Annotated in this window: 14 protein-coding genes; 5 read left to right on the top strand and 9 right to left on the bottom strand. The window is 56.2% G+C overall.

What is annotated here, in order from left to right; genetic code table 11:
* Window positions 1-67: 67 nt before the first annotated feature.
* The 3 genes from cysH to cysJ are packed head-to-tail and all read right to left on the bottom strand — an operon-like array spanning window position 68 to window position 4,335.
* Window positions 68-802: a phosphoadenosine phosphosulfate reductase gene (gene cysH / locus F0320_RS17210; RefSeq protein ID WP_023308999.1), complete on the bottom strand. Its 735-nt coding sequence runs from the start codon at window positions 800-802 to the stop codon at window positions 68-70.
* Window positions 803-817: 15 nt separating this feature from the next.
* The gene (gene cysI, locus F0320_RS17215; protein ID WP_023309000.1) at window positions 818-2,530 is read right to left on the bottom strand and encodes an assimilatory sulfite reductase (NADPH) hemoprotein subunit; all 1,713 of its coding nucleotides are present in this window, start codon (window positions 2,528-2,530) and stop codon (window positions 818-820) included.
* Window positions 2,530-4,335: an NADPH-dependent assimilatory sulfite reductase flavoprotein subunit gene (cysJ, locus tag F0320_RS17220; protein ID WP_126329623.1), complete on the bottom strand. Its 1,806-nt coding sequence runs from the start codon at window positions 4,333-4,335 to the stop codon at window positions 2,530-2,532. The genes cysI and cysJ overlap by 1 nt, the downstream gene beginning before the upstream one ends.
* A 306-nt stretch (window positions 4,336-4,641) precedes the next feature.
* Here cysJ and queD point away from each other — a divergent pair, with 306 nt between their 5' ends.
* Window positions 4,642-5,004 carry a 6-carboxytetrahydropterin synthase QueD gene (gene queD / locus F0320_RS17225; protein ID WP_023309002.1) on the top strand — a complete coding sequence of 121 codons (363 nt, stop codon included), beginning with the start codon at window positions 4,642-4,644 and terminating at the stop codon, window positions 5,002-5,004.
* Here the strand turns inward: queD and F0320_RS17230 are convergent.
* Complete coding sequence (locus tag F0320_RS17230; RefSeq protein WP_126329625.1) at window positions 4,989-7,334, bottom strand: helix-turn-helix transcriptional regulator; 2,346 nt, start codon at window positions 7,332-7,334, stop codon at window positions 4,989-4,991. The genes queD and F0320_RS17230 overlap by 16 nt on opposite strands.
* A gap of 171 nt (window positions 7,335-7,505) precedes the next feature.
* Here F0320_RS17230 and F0320_RS17235 point away from each other — a divergent pair, with 171 nt between their 5' ends.
* Window positions 7,506-8,675: a M20 aminoacylase family protein gene (locus F0320_RS17235; protein ID WP_126329627.1), complete on the top strand. Its 1,170-nt coding sequence runs from the start codon at window positions 7,506-7,508 to the stop codon at window positions 8,673-8,675.
* Between the two features lie 27 nt (window positions 8,676-8,702).
* Window positions 8,703-10,100, top strand: coding sequence for an MFS transporter (locus F0320_RS17240; RefSeq protein WP_126329629.1), 1,398 nt, complete (start codon window positions 8,703-8,705; stop codon window positions 10,098-10,100).
* A 17-nt stretch (window positions 10,101-10,117) separates the two neighbouring features.
* Here F0320_RS17240 and queE read toward each other — a convergent pair whose 3' ends face one another.
* From queE to F0320_RS17255, 3 genes are read right to left on the bottom strand one after another with little or no spacing between them, the layout of a single operon-like run.
* Window positions 10,118-10,789, bottom strand: coding sequence for a 7-carboxy-7-deazaguanine synthase QueE (queE, locus tag F0320_RS17245; RefSeq protein ID WP_126329631.1), 672 nt, complete (start codon window positions 10,787-10,789; stop codon window positions 10,118-10,120).
* Between the two features lie 54 nt (window positions 10,790-10,843).
* Window positions 10,844-11,551: an N-acetylmannosamine-6-phosphate 2-epimerase gene (locus tag F0320_RS17250; RefSeq protein WP_126329633.1), complete on the bottom strand. Its 708-nt coding sequence runs from the start codon at window positions 11,549-11,551 to the stop codon at window positions 10,844-10,846.
* Entirely contained in the window at window positions 11,551-13,110 is a 1,560-nt protein-coding gene (locus F0320_RS17255) for a PTS transporter subunit EIIC (protein WP_126329635.1), read from the bottom strand. The genes F0320_RS17250 and F0320_RS17255 overlap by 1 nt, the downstream gene beginning before the upstream one ends.
* Window positions 13,111-13,275: 165 nt before the next feature.
* On the opposite strand from F0320_RS17255, the gene F0320_RS17260 reads away from it, so the two are divergent.
* Window positions 13,276-14,100, top strand: a complete 825-nt coding sequence (locus F0320_RS17260; protein ID WP_126329637.1) for a MurR/RpiR family transcriptional regulator — start codon at window positions 13,276-13,278, stop codon at window positions 14,098-14,100.
* Window positions 14,101-14,458: 358 nt separating this feature from the next.
* Entirely contained in the window at window positions 14,459-15,568 is a 1,110-nt protein-coding gene (locus F0320_RS17265; protein ID WP_126329639.1) for an SDR family oxidoreductase, read from the top strand.
* Window positions 15,569-15,619: 51 nt separating this feature from the next.
* On the opposite strand, the gene eno is transcribed toward F0320_RS17265, so the two are convergent.
* Together eno and pyrG are read right to left on the bottom strand one after the other, a co-directional pair.
* A complete protein-coding gene (eno, locus tag F0320_RS17270) occupies window positions 15,620-16,918 on the bottom strand; it encodes a phosphopyruvate hydratase (RefSeq protein WP_126329641.1) in 1,299 nt (432 codons plus the stop codon).
* An 82-nt stretch (window positions 16,919-17,000) separates the two neighbouring features.
* A complete protein-coding gene (gene pyrG / locus F0320_RS17275) occupies window positions 17,001-18,638 on the bottom strand; it encodes a glutamine hydrolyzing CTP synthase (RefSeq protein WP_023309013.1) in 1,638 nt (545 codons plus the stop codon).
* Window positions 18,639-18,655: the final 17 nt, after the last annotated feature.

Consider the following 18,655-nt stretch of genomic DNA (forward strand, 5'->3'; position numbering starts at 1 on the left):
GTTAAGCATAGCGCGGCCTGATGCCCTCACCCAAACCCTCTCCCACCGGGAGAGGGAGGATAAAGGATCACCCTTCGTGCAGCCCGCACTCGCGCTTCAGCCCAAAGAATCGCGTCTCTTCTTCCGCCATTCCCGGTTCCCATTTGCGCGTGGTATGGGTATCGCCCACTGACAGATAGCCCTGGTCCCACAGCGGATGGTACTTCAGCCCGTGTTTTTGCAGGTACTGATACACCGTCCGGTTATCCCAGTCGATAATCGGCAGCACTTTAAATACCCCGCGCTGGACCGCCAGCACCGGTAAGGTTGCACGGCTGCCCGACTGCTCGCGGCGCAGCCCCGCAAACCACGTCTGCGCATTGAGTTCTTTCAGCGCCCGGTTCATCGGCTCAACTTTGTTGATTTCATTGTATTTCTCAATGCCCTCAACGCCCTGTTCCCACAGCTTGCCGTAGCGCGCCTCCTGCCAGGCCGCGCTTTCCGTCGCGCGGTACACTTTGAGGTTCAGCTTGAGCTTGTCCGTCAGCTCGTCAATAAACTGGTAGGTTTCCGGGAACAGGTAGCCGGTATCGGTGAGGATCACCGGAATGTCCGGACGGATCTGATTCACCAGATGCAGGCTGACCGCCGCCTGAATACCAAAGCTCGACGACAGCACATAGTCTCCCGGCAGGTTTTCCAGCGCCCACGCCACGCGCCCTTCGGCGTCCAGCTTTTCAAGGTGGGCATTGGTTTCTGCCAGCGCCAGAATGCGTTCGACTTTCGGCAGATCGTTAAGGGCGTTTAGATCGAGTACGGACATAATTACCTCTCGTGGTTACTCCCAGAAATCCCTTGCGGGATCGAGCACCGGGCGAATGATGCCCGCACGCACCGTAAAGTCGCCGAAGCCTTCACCCGCTTCGCGCTCTTTCGCCCAGCGCCCGACAAGCTCGTCGATGGAATCAAGGATTTCCGGCTCGGTAATGTTCTCGCGGAACATACGCGGAATGCGCGTGCCGATACGGTTACCGCCCAGGTGCAGGTTATAGCGCCCCGGCGCTTTCCCCACCAGACCCAGCTCGGCCAGCATCGCGCGGCCGCAGCCGTTCGGACAGCCGGTGACGCGCATAACAATATGCTCGTCCGGAATACCGTGTTTTTCCAGAATCGCTTCCACTTTGTCAGTGAATGACGGCAGGAAACGTTCCGCTTCGGCCATCGCCAGCGGGCAGGTCGGGAACGACACGCAGGCCATCGAGTTTTCACGCTGCGGCTTAACCGCATCCATTAACCCGTGGTCGCGCGCCAGCTTCTCGATCTTCGCCTTCTGGCTTTCCGGCACACCGGCAATAATCAGGTTCTGGTTAGCGGTAATGCGGAATTCGCCTTTATGGATCTTAGCAATTTCCAGCAGACCGGTTTTCAGCGGACGGCCCGGATAATCCAGAATACGGCCGTTTTCGATAAACAGCGTCAGGTGCCATTTATTGTCGATGCCCTTCACCCAGCCAATGCGATCGCCGCGACCGGTGAATTCGTAAGGGCGGATCGGCTCAAACTTGATGCCCGCACGACGCTCCACTTCCTCTTTGAACGTCTCCACGCCCACGCGCTCCAGGGTGTATTTGGTTTTCGCGTTTTTACGGTCGGTACGGTTGCCCCAGTCGCGCTGCGTGGTCACTACCGCTTCCGCCACGGCAAGCGTGTGCTCCAGCGGCAGGAAGCCGAACTCGCTCGCGGTGCGGGCGTAGGTTTTCTTATTACCGTGTTCAATGGACAGGCCGCCGCCCACCAGCAGGTTAAAGCCAATCAGCTTGCCGTTTTCGGCAATCGCCACGAAGTTCATGTCGTTGGCGTGCAGGTCGATATCGTTCTGCGGCGGGATCACGACCGTGGTTTTAAACTTACGCGGCAGATAGGTCTGGCCAAGGATCGGTTCTTCGTCCGTTGTCGCGACTTTTTCCTGATCGAGCCAAATCTCCGCATAGGCGCGGGTGCGCGGCAGCAGGTGCTCAGAGATCTTCTTCGCCCACTCATAGGCTTCGGCGTGCAGCTCGGACTCATACGGATTCGAGGTGCAAAGCACGTTACGGTTCATGTCGTTGGCGGTCGCCAGCGCGTCCAGCCCGACCGAGTGCAGCATCTGATGCACCGGCTTGACGTTCTTCTTCAGAATGCCGTGGAACTGGAAGGTCTGACGGTTGGTCAGGCGGATGCTGCCGTAAATCGTGTTTTCACCGGCAAACTTGTCGATGGCCTGCCACTGTTTGGTGGTGATCACCCCGCCCGGCAGACGGCAGCGCAGCAGCATCGCATGGCGCGGCTCCAGCTTCTGTTCGGCACGCTCGGCGCGGATGTCGCGATCGTCCTGCTGGTACATGCCGTGGAAGCGGATCAGCAGGAAGTTGTCGCCTTTGAAACCGCCGGTGAGACCGTCATTCAGATCTTCAGCAATGGTGCCGCGCAGATAGTTGCTTTCCAGCTTCATGCGCTCGGCGTCTGTCAGTTTACCTTCGACCACCAGTGGCCCTGGATGTTTTTCGCTCATTAGTAGACATCTCGCTGATAACGGCGCTCAACGCGCAGCTCACTTAAAAATTCATCCGCCGTTTCGGCATCCATACCGCCGAATTCGGCAATCACTTCCAGCAAAGTCTGCTCAACGTCTTTCGCCATGCGATTGGCGTCGCCGCAGACATAAATGTGGGCACCGTCATTGATCCAGCGCCACAGCTCTGCGCCCTGTTCGCGCAGTTTGTCTTGTACGTATACTTTTTCTTTCTGGTCGCGGGACCAGGCCAGATCGATACGGGTCAGTACGCCTTCTTTTACATAGCGCTGCCACTCAACCTGGTAGAGGAAATCTTCGGTAAAGTGCGGGTTGCCGAAGAACAGCCAGTTTTTACCCGGCGCTTCATCTGCCGCGCGCTGCTGCATGAAGGCGCGGAACGGCGCAATGCCGGTACCCGGGCCAATCATGATGACCGGGGTTTCCGGGTTCGCCGGCAGGCGGAAGTTGTCGTTGTGCTCGATAAAGACGCGCACTTCGCCCTCTTCTTCCACGCGATCCGCAAGGAAACTTGATGCCCCACCCGCGCGGGCGCGGCCTTCGATGTCGTAGCGCACCACCCCGACGGTAACATGCACTTCGCTCTCCACTTCGGCCTGCGAAGAGGCGATGGAGTACAGGCGCGGCGTCAGCGGTCGCAGCAGGCCGATCAGCGCATCGGCATCCAGCTGAGCCGGAGAGAAACGCACCATATCGACAATTGGCGTCGTCGCGGCGTAATGCTGCAGCTTCGCCTTGTCGCCCACCAGCGGCAGCAGGGATTCGCTGCGCGTTAAGGTGGCATAATTTTCGACGATATTCGGGGTATTCACCGTCAGTTCGAAATGCCACTGCAGCGCCTCTGAAAGCGGCTGGGTTTTGCCGTCAACGGTGACGGGCTCGTCCCCCTTCAGCCACAGCAGCTCAACCAGCTCTTTCACCAGAGCCGGATCGTTCTGATACCAGACGCCCAGCGCATCGCCAGGCTGATAGCGCAGCCCCGAGTCGCCTAAATCGATTTCGATATGACGCACGTCTTTTTCTGAGTCGCGGCCGGTAATTTTCTGGTTCACCGACAGGCTCGCCGTCAGCGGCGCCTCTTTGGTGTACGGGCTGGTGTGGATGTCGTTAACAGCCCCCGTCGCGGTGAACGCGGCCTGCGCCGACGTCTCTTTCGGCACGCGCGCTTTCAGCACATCAACGATGCGCGCACGCCATTCGGCGGCGGCGGTCTGGTATTCAACATCTGCGTCAACGCGGTCCAGCAGGCGCTCCGCGCCCAGCTCCGCCAGCCTGCTGTCGAAGTCTTTACCGGACTGGCAGAAGAATTCATACGAGGTATCGCCCAGGCCAAATACGGCAAACGCCGTGCCGTCCAGCTTCGGCGCTTTTTTCGAGAACAGGAACTTGTGCAGCGCCACCGCTTCTTCAGCGGGTTCACCTTCGCCCTGGGTAGAGGCGACCACCACCAGCAGTTTTTCCGACGCGATTTGCTTAAATTTATAATCCCCGGCGTTGACCAGGTTCACGTTCAGTTTCGCGGCCAGCAGGTCGTCACGCAGCGCTTCGGCCACGCGGCGGGCGTTGCCCGTCTGCGAGGCGGAAATCAGGGTAATGGCCGGAATTTCAACGGTCGTTACCGGTGCACCCGCCACAGCGCCAGGCTGCTGATTGAGCATTCCCCAGAAATAACCGGAGACCCAGGCAAGCTGAGTGGGAGAAAAATCAGAGGTGGCAGCCTGAAGGCGCGCCAGTTGCTCCGGGTTCAGGGGAGGCAAATTTGAAGGTGGGGCCTGTGTTGTCATGCGTCGTTATGTTCCAGTAGCCAAGCGGACTTTAAGCGAATAAATCCAAACTGAAGATAAGGTTAACGGCGAGGATAATAACAATTAAAGAAGGGATGGAAATAATAAATAACCAAATGGACTAACCTGTTTTAGTTGTCATACTTAGCGATAAAAGCGATTAATTAACCCACTGAAAATTATCGATAAAAACATCAAAAAACGTCCGTTAATGAGACGCCAGGCTTCAGAGCCGTTTTAGTTAATGCTAAAAATTGTGCTTTCCGGTACTATGCGGCGGTTTTTTCCGCATTACTGAGAGCGATCATGTCCACCACACTGTTTAAAGATTTCACCTTCGAAGCCGCCCACCACCTTCCGCATGTCCCTGAAGGGCATAAATGCGGCCGTCTACACGGGCATTCGTTCATGGTGCGTCTTGAGATCACCGGTGAAGTTGATCCGCATACCGGATGGATCATGGATTTTGCCGAGCTGAAGGCGGCGTTTAAGCCGACCTACGATCGTCTGGATCATTACTACCTGAATGATATTCCGGGCCTTGAAAACCCGACCAGCGAAGTGCTGGCGAAATGGATTTGGGATCAGATGAAGCCGCTGGTGCCACTGCTGAGCGCGGTGATGATCAAAGAGACCTGCACCGCCGGCTGCATCTATCGCGGAGAGTGATCCTCTTCATCACGCCCGTTTAGCGGCATGAACTCATAGAGCACGAGCGCGTTACTTTCCAGTGATTCTGTCATTTGCCAGCCGTCATTAAGCCGTTCATCGCGTAAGGAAAGCGTTGGACGCGCTTTGTGCGCAATCCAGCGCCACATCTCTTCATCAGGCCCGCTGTCGCTGCGTACCCCTTCCAGCAGCGGGTAGAGCGCACCATTGTGCCGATCGAAAAGATGGCGCCTGATGCGCCACTCGCCGCACATCCCCTGTAGCTGCAGATGATATTGCTGTTGAAAACGTTGGATGAAAGCCTCCTCGCTGGAGAGCAGCGGATTGAACACCACCACGTTACGCAGCAGCAGCTGATAGCCCCCCTGATGGCGGAGCAGCAGCACGCTCTTGTCGTTGATGAGCACTTCTCCCCGCAGGCGTTGCCACAGCCAGAGCACCCAGTAGATAGGCCGCGGAAGGCCGTGATTATACTGAAGCGCAAGGCTCGATGTATCGAGGGTGTTGTTCGCCCTGGCTTCCCCCTGCAAACCGGAATTCAGCCAGAATCCCGCCAGCCAGACCTGTTCTGAAAGCCCGAGTAAATTTTGCATAAGCAGCGCGCCGCGAAAAAACCAGCCGTTGGTTGCCCGCGTATTCCCGGTAAGGGTATTCCACGAGAGTAACCATACCGGCAGCGTGCGCTGCCGCTGGCGAAGGGCGGCGAGTATTTGGCGAATCTTCAGCACGGGATAGTTTTCAGCCGAGGAGAGATGTGCAGGATCCAGCCGCGCCAGATCGAGCAGCTCGTTGGCATCCGCCTGACAGGCGAGGAAATCGGCCTGGTCCAGAATGCCAGAATGGAACAGCGCGTCGTCGCCGAGTTCAGTACCCACGGGAGAGAAGCGATGCCACACCCCAAACTTTGCCTGTGGAAGGTAGGCCCCGACCGTCGCCCGCTGAGCCTGCCAGGCGTGCTCCTGGGTTTCCGCGCTTGCCTGAGGAGACCAGTGCATCACGACGTGCCAGCCTGCGGTAATATCGGGTAAAAATCGGTTAACCGACAGCTGCAAAAAGCGCTTCAGAAGATCGCATCGGGTGGTGACCCCCGTGTGCAGCAGGATCGTCCAGCCTTTTTTTGCTACCCAGGTAAACAGCTGCTGCAAATTGTACCAGCAGGCGTAACCCGCCATATGGGGATCGTCCCATCCCGTGGCGAACAGACGGCTGCTGAGAAAAGGTTCAGCGATATCAATCCCCTCAATTGGGATCGCCTCGTGAAGCGCCTCAAGATGCTGGCGAACATCCTCCCGCAGTAAATCGTCGAGCTCGCGCAGGGTGACGACCAGCCGCGCGCGGCGCAGCGCGGACGAGAGCGGATAAAGCTGCTGCAGATCAACTATTCGCTCCTGACGCGGAGAGTGGGTTAGCGGAGCGGGTTCCCAGCAGCGGTTCTCAGCGCCTCTAAGCAGGCTAAACAGCCTATCCACCGCGACGGGAAAGCGCTGCTCGCCCGTGCCTGCCCGCAGCGGAGACGCATCGGAGCGATGCCGTCTGGCCTTACGAAACTCACCCGGAGACATATTGTGATAGCGCCGGAACCGATCGGTCATCATGCGCGTGCTGGCAAACCCGTGCTCCAGCGCAATCTGATGCAAAGGACGGCTGGTGAGGCGCAGGGCGTCAGCCGCTTTTTCCAGCCGCAGGGCGGTGATGTACTGCATAAAACTGACACCCATCTCTTTTCGAAAGAGGCGGGAGAGCCACGCTTCGGAGACGAACTCACTCGCTGCAATTTCGGCCAGCGTAATGCGCCGGGTATAGCTGGCGTTGATCCGCTCCAGCACGCGGGCAATGCGCTTGCTGACGTCGGCGTGCTGGTCCCGGGGTTTCTGGCGGGCAGGCTGCTGAAAGCGGCCAATCAGCAGCAGCAGGATCTCGCTCAGCCAGCGATTTGCCTCCAGCCTGAAGCGGTGCGGATCGTTCACCAGCGTCACCACCAGAAGCTGACGCAGCAGGTGCCGAAGTTCGTCACACTGCGGCCAGTTTCCACCGGACTCTGTCGGAACCGCGTAGTCATGGGCAAAAAAGTCATTGTACAGCTTGATTACCCACCGCCCGGAGAGAACGACACGAAGCGTTACGTTCGCGCTCTGGCTACTGAACCGCCAGCGCTGATAGCGGTTTATCACCGCAAGACCGTTATTTGACACCGTCTCGCGTCCTGCGGCGGTTTGCAGTTCGGCTTGCCCTTCCAGAACCCACAGTATCGTCAGCGAATCACCTTCATCCTGCGTGAGCAGGCGAATGTCTTCAACGACTACCGCAAACTCGTTCCCATGCTGCTCCATTCGGCTCCCCCGCATGGACAAAAAATGATGCGCCATTTTTTGTCATAACTGAATCGTATGAAAAACAATCAGAAAAAAGGCGTCGCTTTACAACAAAAAAGGGCATTTTCCGGCAATGCGATCGACATAAACTCGAAACTAACACCGTTTGGCAGGAAAAGGATAACAAAAATGACACATCCAATTGTTGACGCTCTGCGGGACACCGAAGATCGGTTCACTGAACTTCGTCGCGAATTCCACCGACACCCCGAAATTGGCTTCGAGGAGCACAAAACCAGCGACCGCGTCGCGTCACTCCTTCAACAGTGGGGCTATGAGGTCCACCGGGGAATGGCAAAAACCGGGGTGGTTGGTACCCTGAAGGTGGGCAACAGCAGCAAAAGCCTGGGCCTGCGCGCCGACATGGATGCGCTGCCAATGCAGGAAAACAGCGGCAAGGCGTGGAGTAGCACCGTCGAGGGAAAATTCCACGGCTGCGGGCACGATGGCCACACCACCACGCTGCTCTATGCCGCAGCATATTTGGCTCGCACCCGCAACTTTAGCGGTACGTTACATCTCATTTTTCAACCTGCGGAAGAGCTGCTGTATGGCGGACGCGTCATGCTGGAGGATGGCCTGTTTGAGCAGTTCCCCTGCGACCATATTTTCGGCCTGCACAATATGCCCTCCCAGCCGCTCGGGAAAATCGGCCTTCGCGATGGCGCCATGATGGCCTCTTCGGACACCGTTCATATTGAAGTCAACGGGGTGGGAGGGCACGGCGCCGTTCCGGAACACACCGTCGATGCCACGCTGGTTGCCTGCCACATCACCCTCGCCCTGCAGTCGATTGTGTCGAGGAATATCACCCCGTTCCAGCCGGTCGTCGTGACCGTGGGCAGCATCCAGGCGGGTCATGCTCCGAATATCATCAACGACAAGGTGTTAATGAAGCTGACCGTTCGCACGCTGGATGAAACGGTGCGTCAAACCGTGCTGCAGCGGATCCATGATATCGCCGTGGCGCAGGCTGAGAGCTTCAACGCCACGGCCACGATCCGTCACGTGAACGGGAGTCCGGTGCTAAGGAATAACCCGCAGGCCAATGAAATGGTGCGTACGGTAGCGACCGACCTGTTCGGTCAGGATGCCGTCTCGTCGGTGAATGCCTTTATGGGAAGCGAAGATTTTGCGTTCATGCTCGAGAAAAATCCCAACGGCTGCTACTTCACCCTCGGTGCGGGAGATGAGCCTGAACGCTGCATGGTGCATAACCCAGGCTATGACTTTAACGACAAGCTTCTCCTCACCGGCGCGGCACTCTGGTGCGCGTTGACCGAACATTATCTGCGTTAATTCTCGCCCCCCCCGGAGGCTTGCACGATGAGTACCGTTCCCCTGACAGGCACACCGACCTACGCCGGTAACGATCGGCTGCTGGCCGGTATTGTGATGAGCGTTCTGACGTTTTGGTTATTTGCGCAGTCGGTGATTAACGTTGTCCCGGCAATGAAAAATAGCCTGACTATCTCCCTCGAAACCCTCACGCTGGCGGTAAGCCTCAGCGCCTTGTTCAGCGGCTGTTTTGTCGTTGCCTGCGGGGGATTTGCCGACAAGTTTGGGCGTATGCGCATGACCTATATCGGCCTGATGCTGAGCATCGTCGGAAGCGCCCTGCTTTTCATCTCGTGGGAGCCGGTCCTGTTTTTGCTGGGAAGAGCGATACAGGGGCTGTCAGCGGCCTGCATCATGCCCGCCACGCTGGCGCTGATTAAAACCTGGTATGAAGGAAACGCGCGGCAGCGGGCCATCAGCTTTTGGGTCATTGGTTCATGGGGCGGCAGCGGCCTGAGCGCGTTTGTCGGCGGGACTATCGCCACCACGCTCGGCTGGCGCTGGATTTTTGTTTTTTCCATGCTGGTCGCGGTGGCGGCGCTGCTGCTGATCCGCGGCACGCCGGAAAGCCGAAGCGACGCCGCGAGCCGCCATAAGCTGGATATCAGCGGCCTGGTGAGCTTTGTCTGCATGCTGGTGCTGCTGAACCTGTTTATCAGTAAAGGGCACAGCTGGGGCTGGAGCAGCGTTTTATCGCTACTTGTGCTGGGTGGCGCCGCGCTGGCAGCGGTATGCTTTGTGCTTACCGGGCGACGTAAAGGTGATGTGGCGCTGATTGATTTTGCCCTGTTTAAAAACCGGGCCTACAGCGCGTCGGTATTCTCTAATTTTTTGCTCAACGGCTGCATTGGCACCATGATGATCGCCAGTATCTGGCTGCAGCAAGGACACCATCTTTCGCCGCTACAAACCGGCATCATGACGCTGGGATATCTGGTCACCGTGCTGGCGATGATTCGGGTCGGGGAAAAGCTGCTCCAGCGTTACGGGGCGCGCCTGCCGATGATGACCGGGCCGCTGCTGACCGCAACGGGTATCACGCTGATCTCCTGCACTTTCTTAAGCAAAGAGATCTATATTGTCACCGTTTTTCTCAGCAACATTTTATTTGGCCTGGGGCTGGGGTGTTACGCCACGCCGTCAACGGATACTGCGGTAATGAATGCGCCTGAAAACAAAGTTGGCGTGGCCTCAGGGGTTTACAAGATGGGCAGTTCGCTGGGCGGAGCAATGGGGATCGCCGTTACCGCGTCGCTGTATGCGCTGCTGCTGCCGCTGGGAATGGCCAGCGCCGCACAGTATGCGCTACTCTTCAACAGCGCAATTTGTCTCGCTTCGGCGGGAGTCACCTGGGCATTGCTTCCTTCAGAACGGGCCCCGCGATAGGCGGGGCCGCGCAACGATCAGGCGATATTCAGATATTTGTGCGTCTGCATCGACAGGCGCCAGTTACGCGCAATACAGGTTTCAATGCACAGGCGCGTTGCATCCTCTTTCTGGCTGATAGGCTGCAGGGCAATCACCCGCTGCTTTTCATCCGTCAGCGTGGCCAGCAGTTCTTCCAGCGCTTCGATATCACGCACGCGCCCTACCGGGTGCTTAATCTCATCCGCGCGCTCCAGCGCCTGAGACAGCACGTCATACCCACCGCGCATATTCACTTTTGGCGATACCGTCACCCAGGTCGTGTGTGAACAGCGCACTTCATGGGTGCCGCTGGTTTCAATCTGGCAGCTGTAGCCGTTCTTTTCGAGCAGCTCGGTCAGCGGCGTCAGATCGTGGATGCAGGGTTCACCGCCGGTGATCACCACGTGGCGCGCCGTCCAGCCCTGACGACCAATAATGGCCAGCAGATCTTCAGAACTGCCCGCGCCCCACTTATCGCTCTCTTTGGTTTTCGCCAGAATGCTAAACAGCGACACTTCCCGATCTGCGAGCTTATCCCACGTATGTTTGGTATCACACCAGGCACAGCCAACCGGGCATCCCTGTAAACGAATGAAAATAGCGGGAACGCCGGTAAAGTAACCCTCGCCTTGCAGGGTCTGGAACATCTCGTTAATCGGGTACTGCATAGTCATCTCAGTAAAGGGGATAAACGATAAGTATCGCAGATCCCCGCCGGATGGTCATGCTCCATCGGTGCTTTGCGCGCCAATCGCCGCCATAAAACGCTCGGTAATTTGCTGCGGGCGGGTGATCGCGCCGCCGACGACGACCGTATGCGCGCCCAGCGCCAGGCATCTGGCCGCGCGTTCAGGCGTATCCACGTTCCCTTCGGCAACCACGGGAACCGTCACGGCAGCCAGCACGGCCTTCAGGAACGCGCAGTCACTCTCAGGAAGCGAATGGCCCGCCGTTTCCGCCGTATAGCCGTAAAGCGTGGTGCCGACGCAGTCGAAGCCCAGCGCCTGCGCCGTCACGGCTTCGCCCACGGTGGAAATATCGGCCATCAGCAGTACCGCGGGATAGCGCGAGCGGATGCGCGAGACCAGCGTTTCCAGGGATTCACCACCGGGACGTTCCCGCGCCGTCGCATCAAGCGCAATGATTTCCGGGGAGATGCTCATGAGTTCATCCACCTCTTTCATCGTGGCGGTGATAAACACCTCGCTTTCCGGGTAATCCCGTTTGATGATGCCGATAACAGGCAAAGAGACCTGCTGCTTAATGGCCTCAATATCGACCACGCTGTTGGCACGAATGGCCGCGGCTCCGCCCTGCGCCGCCGCCAGCGCCATCCGCGACATAATAAACGGGCTGTGCAGCGGTTCATTCTCCAGCGCCTGACAGGAGACGACCAGTTTTCCCTTCAGGTTATCCAGTACAGTTTTCATTACGATAAGATCTCTTCCACTTCGTTTTTGATAATCGTGACGTGCGGGCCATAGATGACCTGAACCCCGTTACCGCGCACGATAACGCCGCGCGCGCCGGTGGCTTTCAGCGCCGCGTCATTCACTTTGCTGCCGTCCTTCACCGTGACGCGAAGCCGCGTGGCGCAGCAGTCCACCTCTTCCAGATTCTCTTTTCCGCCTAATCCGGCGATTACCGCAACGGCGCGCTCGCTCTGCGAGAAGGTCACTTCACTGGCTATCGCCTCCTTTTCCCGACCCGGCGTGGCAAAATCGAAGCGGTTAATCAGGTAGCGGAAGGTGAAGTAGTAAAGGAAGAACCACGGCACGCCGACCAGCGGAACGAACATCCAGTTAGTTTTGGCCTCCCCCTGCAAAATGCCGAACAGCACGAAGTCGATGAAACCGCCGGAGAAGGTTTGCCCGATGGTGATATGCAGCATGTGCGCGAGCATGAATGCCAGCCCGTCAAACAGCGCATGAATGACGTAAAGCACCGGCGCAATAAACAGGAAGGAGAACTCGATAGGCTCGGTAATCCCGGTCAGGAACGAGGTTAACGCCGCAGAGAGCAGCAGGCCGGCAACGCGCTTTTTGTTCTCCGGTTTTGCCGTGTGGTACATCGCCAGACACGCGCCGAGCAGGCCAAACATCATCGTAATAAAGCGCCCGGACATGAAGCGCGACGTGCCCTCATAGAAATGCTGCGTGTTCGGGTCGGCCAGCTGGGCGAAGAAGATCCGCTGTGTGCCCTCAACGAGGTGACCGTTAACAATCTCACTGCCGCCGAGCGCGGTGGTCCAGAACGGCAGATAGAAGATGTGGTGCAAACCAAACGGGCCCAGCATGCGTAAAATAAAGCCGTACAGCAGGGTGCCAAGATAGCCGGTGGCATCCACCAGCCCGCCGAGACCAAAAATCAGCTTCTGGAAATGCGGCCAGATCACGGTCATGAGCGCGCCTACGAGTATCGCCGCCAGCGAGCTGATAATGGGGACAAAGCGCGAGCCGCCAAAGAACCCGAGGAACTGCGGAAGCGCAATTTTATTAAACCGGTGATGGAGCGTGCAGGTCACCAGACCAATCACCACGCCGCCAAACACGCCGGTTTCCAGCGTCTGGATCCCCAGCGTCATGCCCTGCCCCACAGCGCCCGGGTTGTCGTGCGCCAGTTTGCCGGTGAGGATCAGCAGCGCGTTGATGGTGGCATTCATCACCAGAAACGCGAGTAGCGCCGCCAGCCCAGCCGTGCCCTTATCGCTTTTTGCCAACCCGACGGCAACCCCAACCGCAAACAGCACCGAGAGGTTTGCAAACACGATTGAACCGGCGCTGCTCATGATGGTGAAAATGGCCTGAAGCCAGCCCACATCTAAAAACGGATAAGCCGCCAGCGTATTGGGATTCGATAGCGCACCGCCTATCCCCAGCAGCAGACCCGCCGCGGGCAGCACGGCGATAGGCAACATAAAGGATTTACCAAAGCGCTGCGCTTTTTCAAACCATCCCCCCGAAGAAGCGCCACTGAACATCTGCATCATTTTTTCATCTCCCCATTAAACGATGAAAATTTTTACCATATAAATTTTATTCATTGAAAATTATCATCAAAAACCAGGAAGCCGATCATACTTTTTCAAAATGACTGGCATCTTTCCCCTCCTTTCCGCCACACTAGTCGCAGCGAAACACATTAAGGACGTGGCATGTCGGACCATGAAAATCTGCTGCTGAAGCTCCGCCAGGAGGCTTCCGGGTACAGCCCAACGCAACAAAAACTCGGCGAGTTTGTCCTCAGCGATCCTGGCCGGGTGCTCTACCTGACGATCACTGAACTGGCGCGCGAGAGCCACACCAGCGAAGCCAGCGTCACTCGCCTTTGCCGGACGCTGGGCTGCAAGGGCTATAACGAATTTAAAATGGCGCTTGCGCTGGATATTCAGCAGGGCCAGCCCGCGCGTCAGGGGGGGGATGAGATTGATAACGTCGTGGATGAGTCGGTGCAGGCTTTGCAGGATACCGCCCGACTCCTCGATCGCACGCTGCTTGAAAAGGCGGCGCTGGCGCTGCACCAGGCGCAATCCGTGCAGATTTATGGCGTCGCGGCCAGCGCGATCCTCGGGGAGTATCTCCACTACAAGCTGTTGCGGCTGGGCAAACCCGCACAGCTGTTTAGCGATATGCACCGCGCGGCCATGAATGCGACAACGCTTTCGAAAGAGACCCTGGTTGTGGCCATCTCCAGCTCGGGTTCAACGCGGGATTTGCTCCACGTGGTGAAGCTTGCCCGCAAGCGCGGCGTTAAGGTTCTGGCACTCAGCAATACGCCCCGCAGCCCGCTGGCGTCTCTGAGCGACATGCAGCTGGTTGCCGCCAAACCAGAAGGCCCTCTAAGTGCAGGCGCACTCAATGCTAAGGTTGGGGTGATGCTGCTGGTCGAGCTGCTGACCACGTCCATGATTGCGCTGGATGGTCATTACGGCGACGTTAGCCAGCAAACAGCCAGCGCCACGCTTCCCCTTTTGCTCTGAAAATCATTCGCAGGCTAAATAAAATAACCTGCGACTTATGTTGTCTGATTTGAGTTAAGTGGCGTTTAAATGATTTATTTGGTAAATGTTTGGTGTAACAAATTATTATATTTATTACATTTTGAATTACGTTCACCATTCGGCGAAGACTTCATAAAAACATTTAAATTCAATTGGTTAAAAATTAAATTTTAATAGAGTGAATTTTTAACATTGCGATAGTGTCCAATATCTCCACCTGATTTCCTTTCCTTAAAATAAGCTTAAGACGCCATTGATTTCGGCGATTTATTATTTAAATGCCGTTTACTTTTGCGCGCCTACAATCCGCCTCATCAATCATAATGAGACGGTATTAATGAAGATGTTACTGATTACAGGCGTGACCGGATTTCTGGGCGGTGCAGTTCTTGAAAAAATCCTGACCAGCGATCAATCCGTAGAACTCCTTTTGCTTGCGCGCGCCGGCGATCCGCAGAGCGGGCTGGAGCGCGTGCTGGATAACATGCGCAAGTTCAACGTTCCCGAGGACAAACTGGCCTCCCTGAAGGTGGATAATATCCTGATTGGCGATCTCAGCCAGCCTGAAGCCTTTCTCAACGATCCCCGTCTGGATCGGGTTACGCATGTCGTTAACTGTGCGGCCGTCGCCTCATTTGGTAATAACCCGCTGATCTGGAAGGTCAACGTTGAAGGTACGCTCGCGCTGGCGCGCCGTATGGAGCAGGTTACAGGACTGCAGCGTTTCCTCCACGTCGGCACCGCAATGTCATGCACGCCGGAGCAGGATTCCCTGGTCGCCGAAAGCGCTGAATTCAGAGATAATGCTGAACACCTGGTGGAATACACGTTTTCGAAGTCAACAATCGAACAGCTGATGCGCCAGGAGTGTCCTAACCTGCCGCTGCTCATCGCCCGTCCGTCCATCGTCGTCGGCCATACCCGTCACGGCTGCACGCCGTCGAGCAGCATTTTCTGGGTCTTTAGCATGGGCCTGATGCTGCAGAAGTTTATGTGCTCAATGGAAGACCGGATCGACGTTGTTCCGGTGGATTATTGCGCCGACGCGATGTTAATGCTGCTCAACAGCAACGCGCGTCCGGGGGAAGTAGTACACATTTCTGCGGGAGAAGAGAACAGCGTTCGCTTTGCGGATATCGATCAGGCAATGGCGCAGGCGCTGGAGAAAGCCCCCGTCGGGGATAAATATGCGCAGGTCAGCTACGAAACGCTGGTCAGAATGCGCCGCGAGCTGAAACATATTTTTGGGCCGTGCAACGAACGTCTGATGCTGAAAGCCATGCGGTTATACGGTGCGTTTGCCACGCTTAACGTGCGCTTCAGCAACGATAAGCTGCTGAGCATGGGAATGCCGAAGCCGCCCCGGTTTACGGATTATATCGCCCGCTGCGTGCAAACCACCCAGGGGCTGACCATTCCGGAGCAAATGGCGGTCGATTTTAAATAGCAAAAAAATGCCAGTCATTCGACTGGCATTTTCATTTTAAGGCTTAAGCAATTATGCCTGGCCTTTGATCTCTTTCAGACCGTTGTATGGTGCTTTTTCGCCCAGCGCTTCTTCGATACGAATCAGCTGGTTGTATTTAGCAACACGGTCAGAACGGCTCATAGAACCGGTTTTGATCTGGCCTGCAGCGGTACCCACAGCCAGGTCAGCAATGGTAGCGTCTTCAGTTTCGCCAGAACGGTGAGAGATAACCGCGGTGTAGCCAGCGTCTTTCGCCATTTTGATCGCAGCCAGAGTTTCGGTCAGAGAACCGATCTGGTTGAATTTGATCAGGATGGAGTTAACGATGCCTTTCTCGATGCCTTCTTTCAGGATCTTGGTGTTGGTTACGAACAGGTCGTCACCAACCAGCTGGATTTTGTCGCCCAGTACTTTAGTCTGGTATGCGAAGCCAGCCCAGTCAGACTCGTCCAGACCGTCTTCGATAGACACGATTGGGTACTGTTTGGTCAGGTCTTCCAGGAAGTGAGTGAACTCTTCGGAGGTGAACGCTTTGTTGCCTTCGCCAGCCAGAACGTATTTACCGTCTTTGTAGAATTCAGATGCTGCACAGTCCATCGCCAGGGTGATGTCTTTGCCCAGCTCGTAACCAGCAGCTTTAACTGCTTCTGCGATAACGGCCAGCGCTTCTGCGTTAGAACCCAGGTTTGGCGCATAGCCACCTTCGTCACCAACAGCCGTGTTCATACCTTTAGCTTTCAGAACTTTAGCCAGGTTGTGGAACACTTCAGAACCCATACGTACGGCTTCTTTCAGGGATTTCGCGCCAACTGGCTGAATCATGAATTCCTGAATATCAACGTTGTTGTCTGCATGCTCACCGCCGTTGATGATGTTCATCATTGGTACAGGCATGGAGTATTTGCCTGGGGTGCCGTTCAGTTCAGCGATGTGCTCGAACAGTGGCATACCTTTAGCAGCCGCAGCCGCTTTGGCGTTCGCCAGGGAAACGGCCAGGATTGCGTTCGCACCGAAGTTAGATTTGTTTTCAGTACCGTCCAGATCGATCATGATCTTGTCGATGCCAGCCTGGTCTTTGGCGTCTTTGCCAAGGATTGCCTGAGCAATCGGACCGTTTACAGCGCCAACCGCTTTCAGTACGCCTTTGCCCATGAAGCGGGATTTGTCGCCATCGCGCAGTTCCAGCGCTTCGCGAGAACCAGTAGAAGCGCCTGATGGAGCAGCAGCCATACCAACGAAACCACCTTCCAGGTGAACTTCGGCTTCAACGGTCGGGTTACCACGGGAGTCGATGATTTCACGACCGATGACTTTAACGATTTTGGACATTAGATTTTCCTCAGTACAAGTTAAACTAAAACTCCAGACAAACAACGCGTACCAAAGGTACGCGTTGCCGTTCTAACTTTTTTTACTTCGCCTGACGCTTCTGGTAGTCGCTAGCGGCCTTCACGAAGCCTGCAAACAGCGGATGCCCGTCACGTGGCGTTGAAGTAAATTCCGGGTGGAACTGGCAGGCGACAAACCACGGATGGTTTGGCACTTCGATGATCTCGACTAACTGATCATCCCCGGAGCGGCCCGCAACACGCAGGCCCGCGGCTTCAATAGGTTTCAACAGCATGTTGTTGACTTCATAGCGGTGACGATGGCGCTCGGTGATGACCGGCTCGCCATACAGCTTGCGAACCACGCTATCATCAGACAGCTGGCAGGCCTGTGCGCCAAGACGCATGGTGCCACCCAGATCGCTCTTCTCGGTACGGACTTCGACGTTACCTTCTTCGTCACGCCATTCGGTGATAAGCGCCACAACAGGGTACTTACAGTCTGGCACAAATTCCGTAGAGTTCGCGTTTTCCATTCCCGCTACGTTGCGCGCAAATTCGATCAGCGCAACCTGCATACCCAGGCAGATGCCGAGGTATGGAATATTGTTTTCACGCGCATAGCGCGCGGTGGCGATCTTGCCTTCAACACCACGGTAGCCGAAGCCGCCAGGGATGAGGATAGCATCCAGATCTTTCAGGATTTCAACGCCACGCGTTTCAACATCCTGAGAATCAATCAGCTTGATGTTCACGGAAACACGGTTCTTCAGACCACCGTGTTTCAGCGCTTCGATCACTGACTTATAGGCATCCGGCAGTTCAATGTACTTGCCGACCATACCGATAGTCACTTCGCCTGCCGGATTGGCTTCTTCGTAAATAACCTGTTCCCATTCAGACAGGTTCGCTTCCGGACAGTTCAAGCTGAATCGTTTACAAATATAATCGTCCAGGCCCTGAGATTTCAACAGGCCCGGGATTTTATAAATGGAATCGACATCTTTCATTGAAATAACGGCTTTTTCAGGCACGTTACAGAACAATGCAATTTTCGCACGTTCGTTCGCCGGAACCGCGCGATCGGAGCGGCAAACCAGGATGTCTGGCTGAATACCAATGGAGAGCAGTTCTTTCACAGAGTGCTGAGTCGGCTTGGTTTTCACTTCACCTGCGGCGGCCATGTACGGCACCAGAGTCAGGTGCATGAACAGCGCGTGCTCACGGCCGATATCTACCGCCAACTGACGAATCGCTTCCAGGAATGGCAGGGATTCGATATCACCCACGGTACCGCCGATTTCAACCAGCACCACATCGTGGCCTTCGCCACCCGCAACAATGCGTTCTTTAATTGCGTTAGTGATGTGCGGGATAACCTGAACGGTTGCACCCAGATAGTCACCACGGCGCTCTTTACGCAGAACGTCGGAGTAGATGCGACCAGTCGTGAAGTTGTTACGACGGGTCATTTTGGTGCGGATGAAACGCTCGTAGTGGCCAAGATCCAGATCGGTTTCAGCGCCGTCTTCAGTAACGAACACTTCCCCGTGTTGGATTGGGCTCATGGTGCCCGGATCGACGTTGATGTACGGATCCAGTTTCATCATGGTCACATTGAGGCCACGGGCTTCAAGAATGGCTGCGAGGGAGGCTGCGGCAATGCCTTTACCCAGAGAGGATACGACCCCGCCGGTCACAAAAATATAGTTCGTTGTCATGCTGAACCTGAGAAGTT

The sequence above is a fragment of the Enterobacter dykesii genome, from assembly GCF_008364625.2.
Taxonomy (GTDB): domain Bacteria; phylum Pseudomonadota; class Gammaproteobacteria; order Enterobacterales; family Enterobacteriaceae; genus Enterobacter; species Enterobacter dykesii.

Coding starts and splice junctions, on each gene's coding strand:
- cysH (WP_023308999.1), bottom strand. CDS start 802: ATGTCCGTACTCGATCTAAACGCCCTTAACGATCTGCCGAAAGTCGAA.
- cysI (WP_023309000.1), bottom strand. CDS start 2,530: ATGAGCGAAAAACATCCAGGGCCACTGGTGGTCGAAGGTAAACTGACA.
- cysJ (WP_126329623.1), bottom strand. CDS start 4,335: ATGACAACACAGGCCCCACCTTCAAATTTGCCTCCCCTGAACCCGGAG.
- queD (WP_023309002.1), top strand. CDS start 4,642: ATGTCCACCACACTGTTTAAAGATTTCACCTTCGAAGCCGCCCACCAC.
- F0320_RS17230 (WP_126329625.1), bottom strand. CDS start 7,334: ATGGAGCAGCATGGGAACGAGTTTGCGGTAGTCGTTGAAGACATTCGC.
- F0320_RS17235 (WP_126329627.1), top strand. CDS start 7,506: ATGACACATCCAATTGTTGACGCTCTGCGGGACACCGAAGATCGGTTC.
- F0320_RS17240 (WP_126329629.1), top strand. CDS start 8,703: ATGAGTACCGTTCCCCTGACAGGCACACCGACCTACGCCGGTAACGAT.
- queE (WP_126329631.1), bottom strand. CDS start 10,789: ATGCAGTACCCGATTAACGAGATGTTCCAGACCCTGCAAGGCGAGGGT.
- F0320_RS17250 (WP_126329633.1), bottom strand. CDS start 11,551: ATGAAAACTGTACTGGATAACCTGAAGGGAAAACTGGTCGTCTCCTGT.
- F0320_RS17255 (WP_126329635.1), bottom strand. CDS start 13,110: ATGATGCAGATGTTCAGTGGCGCTTCTTCGGGGGGATGGTTTGAAAAA.
- F0320_RS17260 (WP_126329637.1), top strand. CDS start 13,276: ATGTCGGACCATGAAAATCTGCTGCTGAAGCTCCGCCAGGAGGCTTCC.
- F0320_RS17265 (WP_126329639.1), top strand. CDS start 14,459: ATGAAGATGTTACTGATTACAGGCGTGACCGGATTTCTGGGCGGTGCA.
- eno (WP_126329641.1), bottom strand. CDS start 16,918: ATGTCCAAAATCGTTAAAGTCATCGGTCGTGAAATCATCGACTCCCGT.
- pyrG (WP_023309013.1), bottom strand. CDS start 18,638: ATGACAACGAACTATATTTTTGTGACCGGCGGGGTCGTATCCTCTCTG.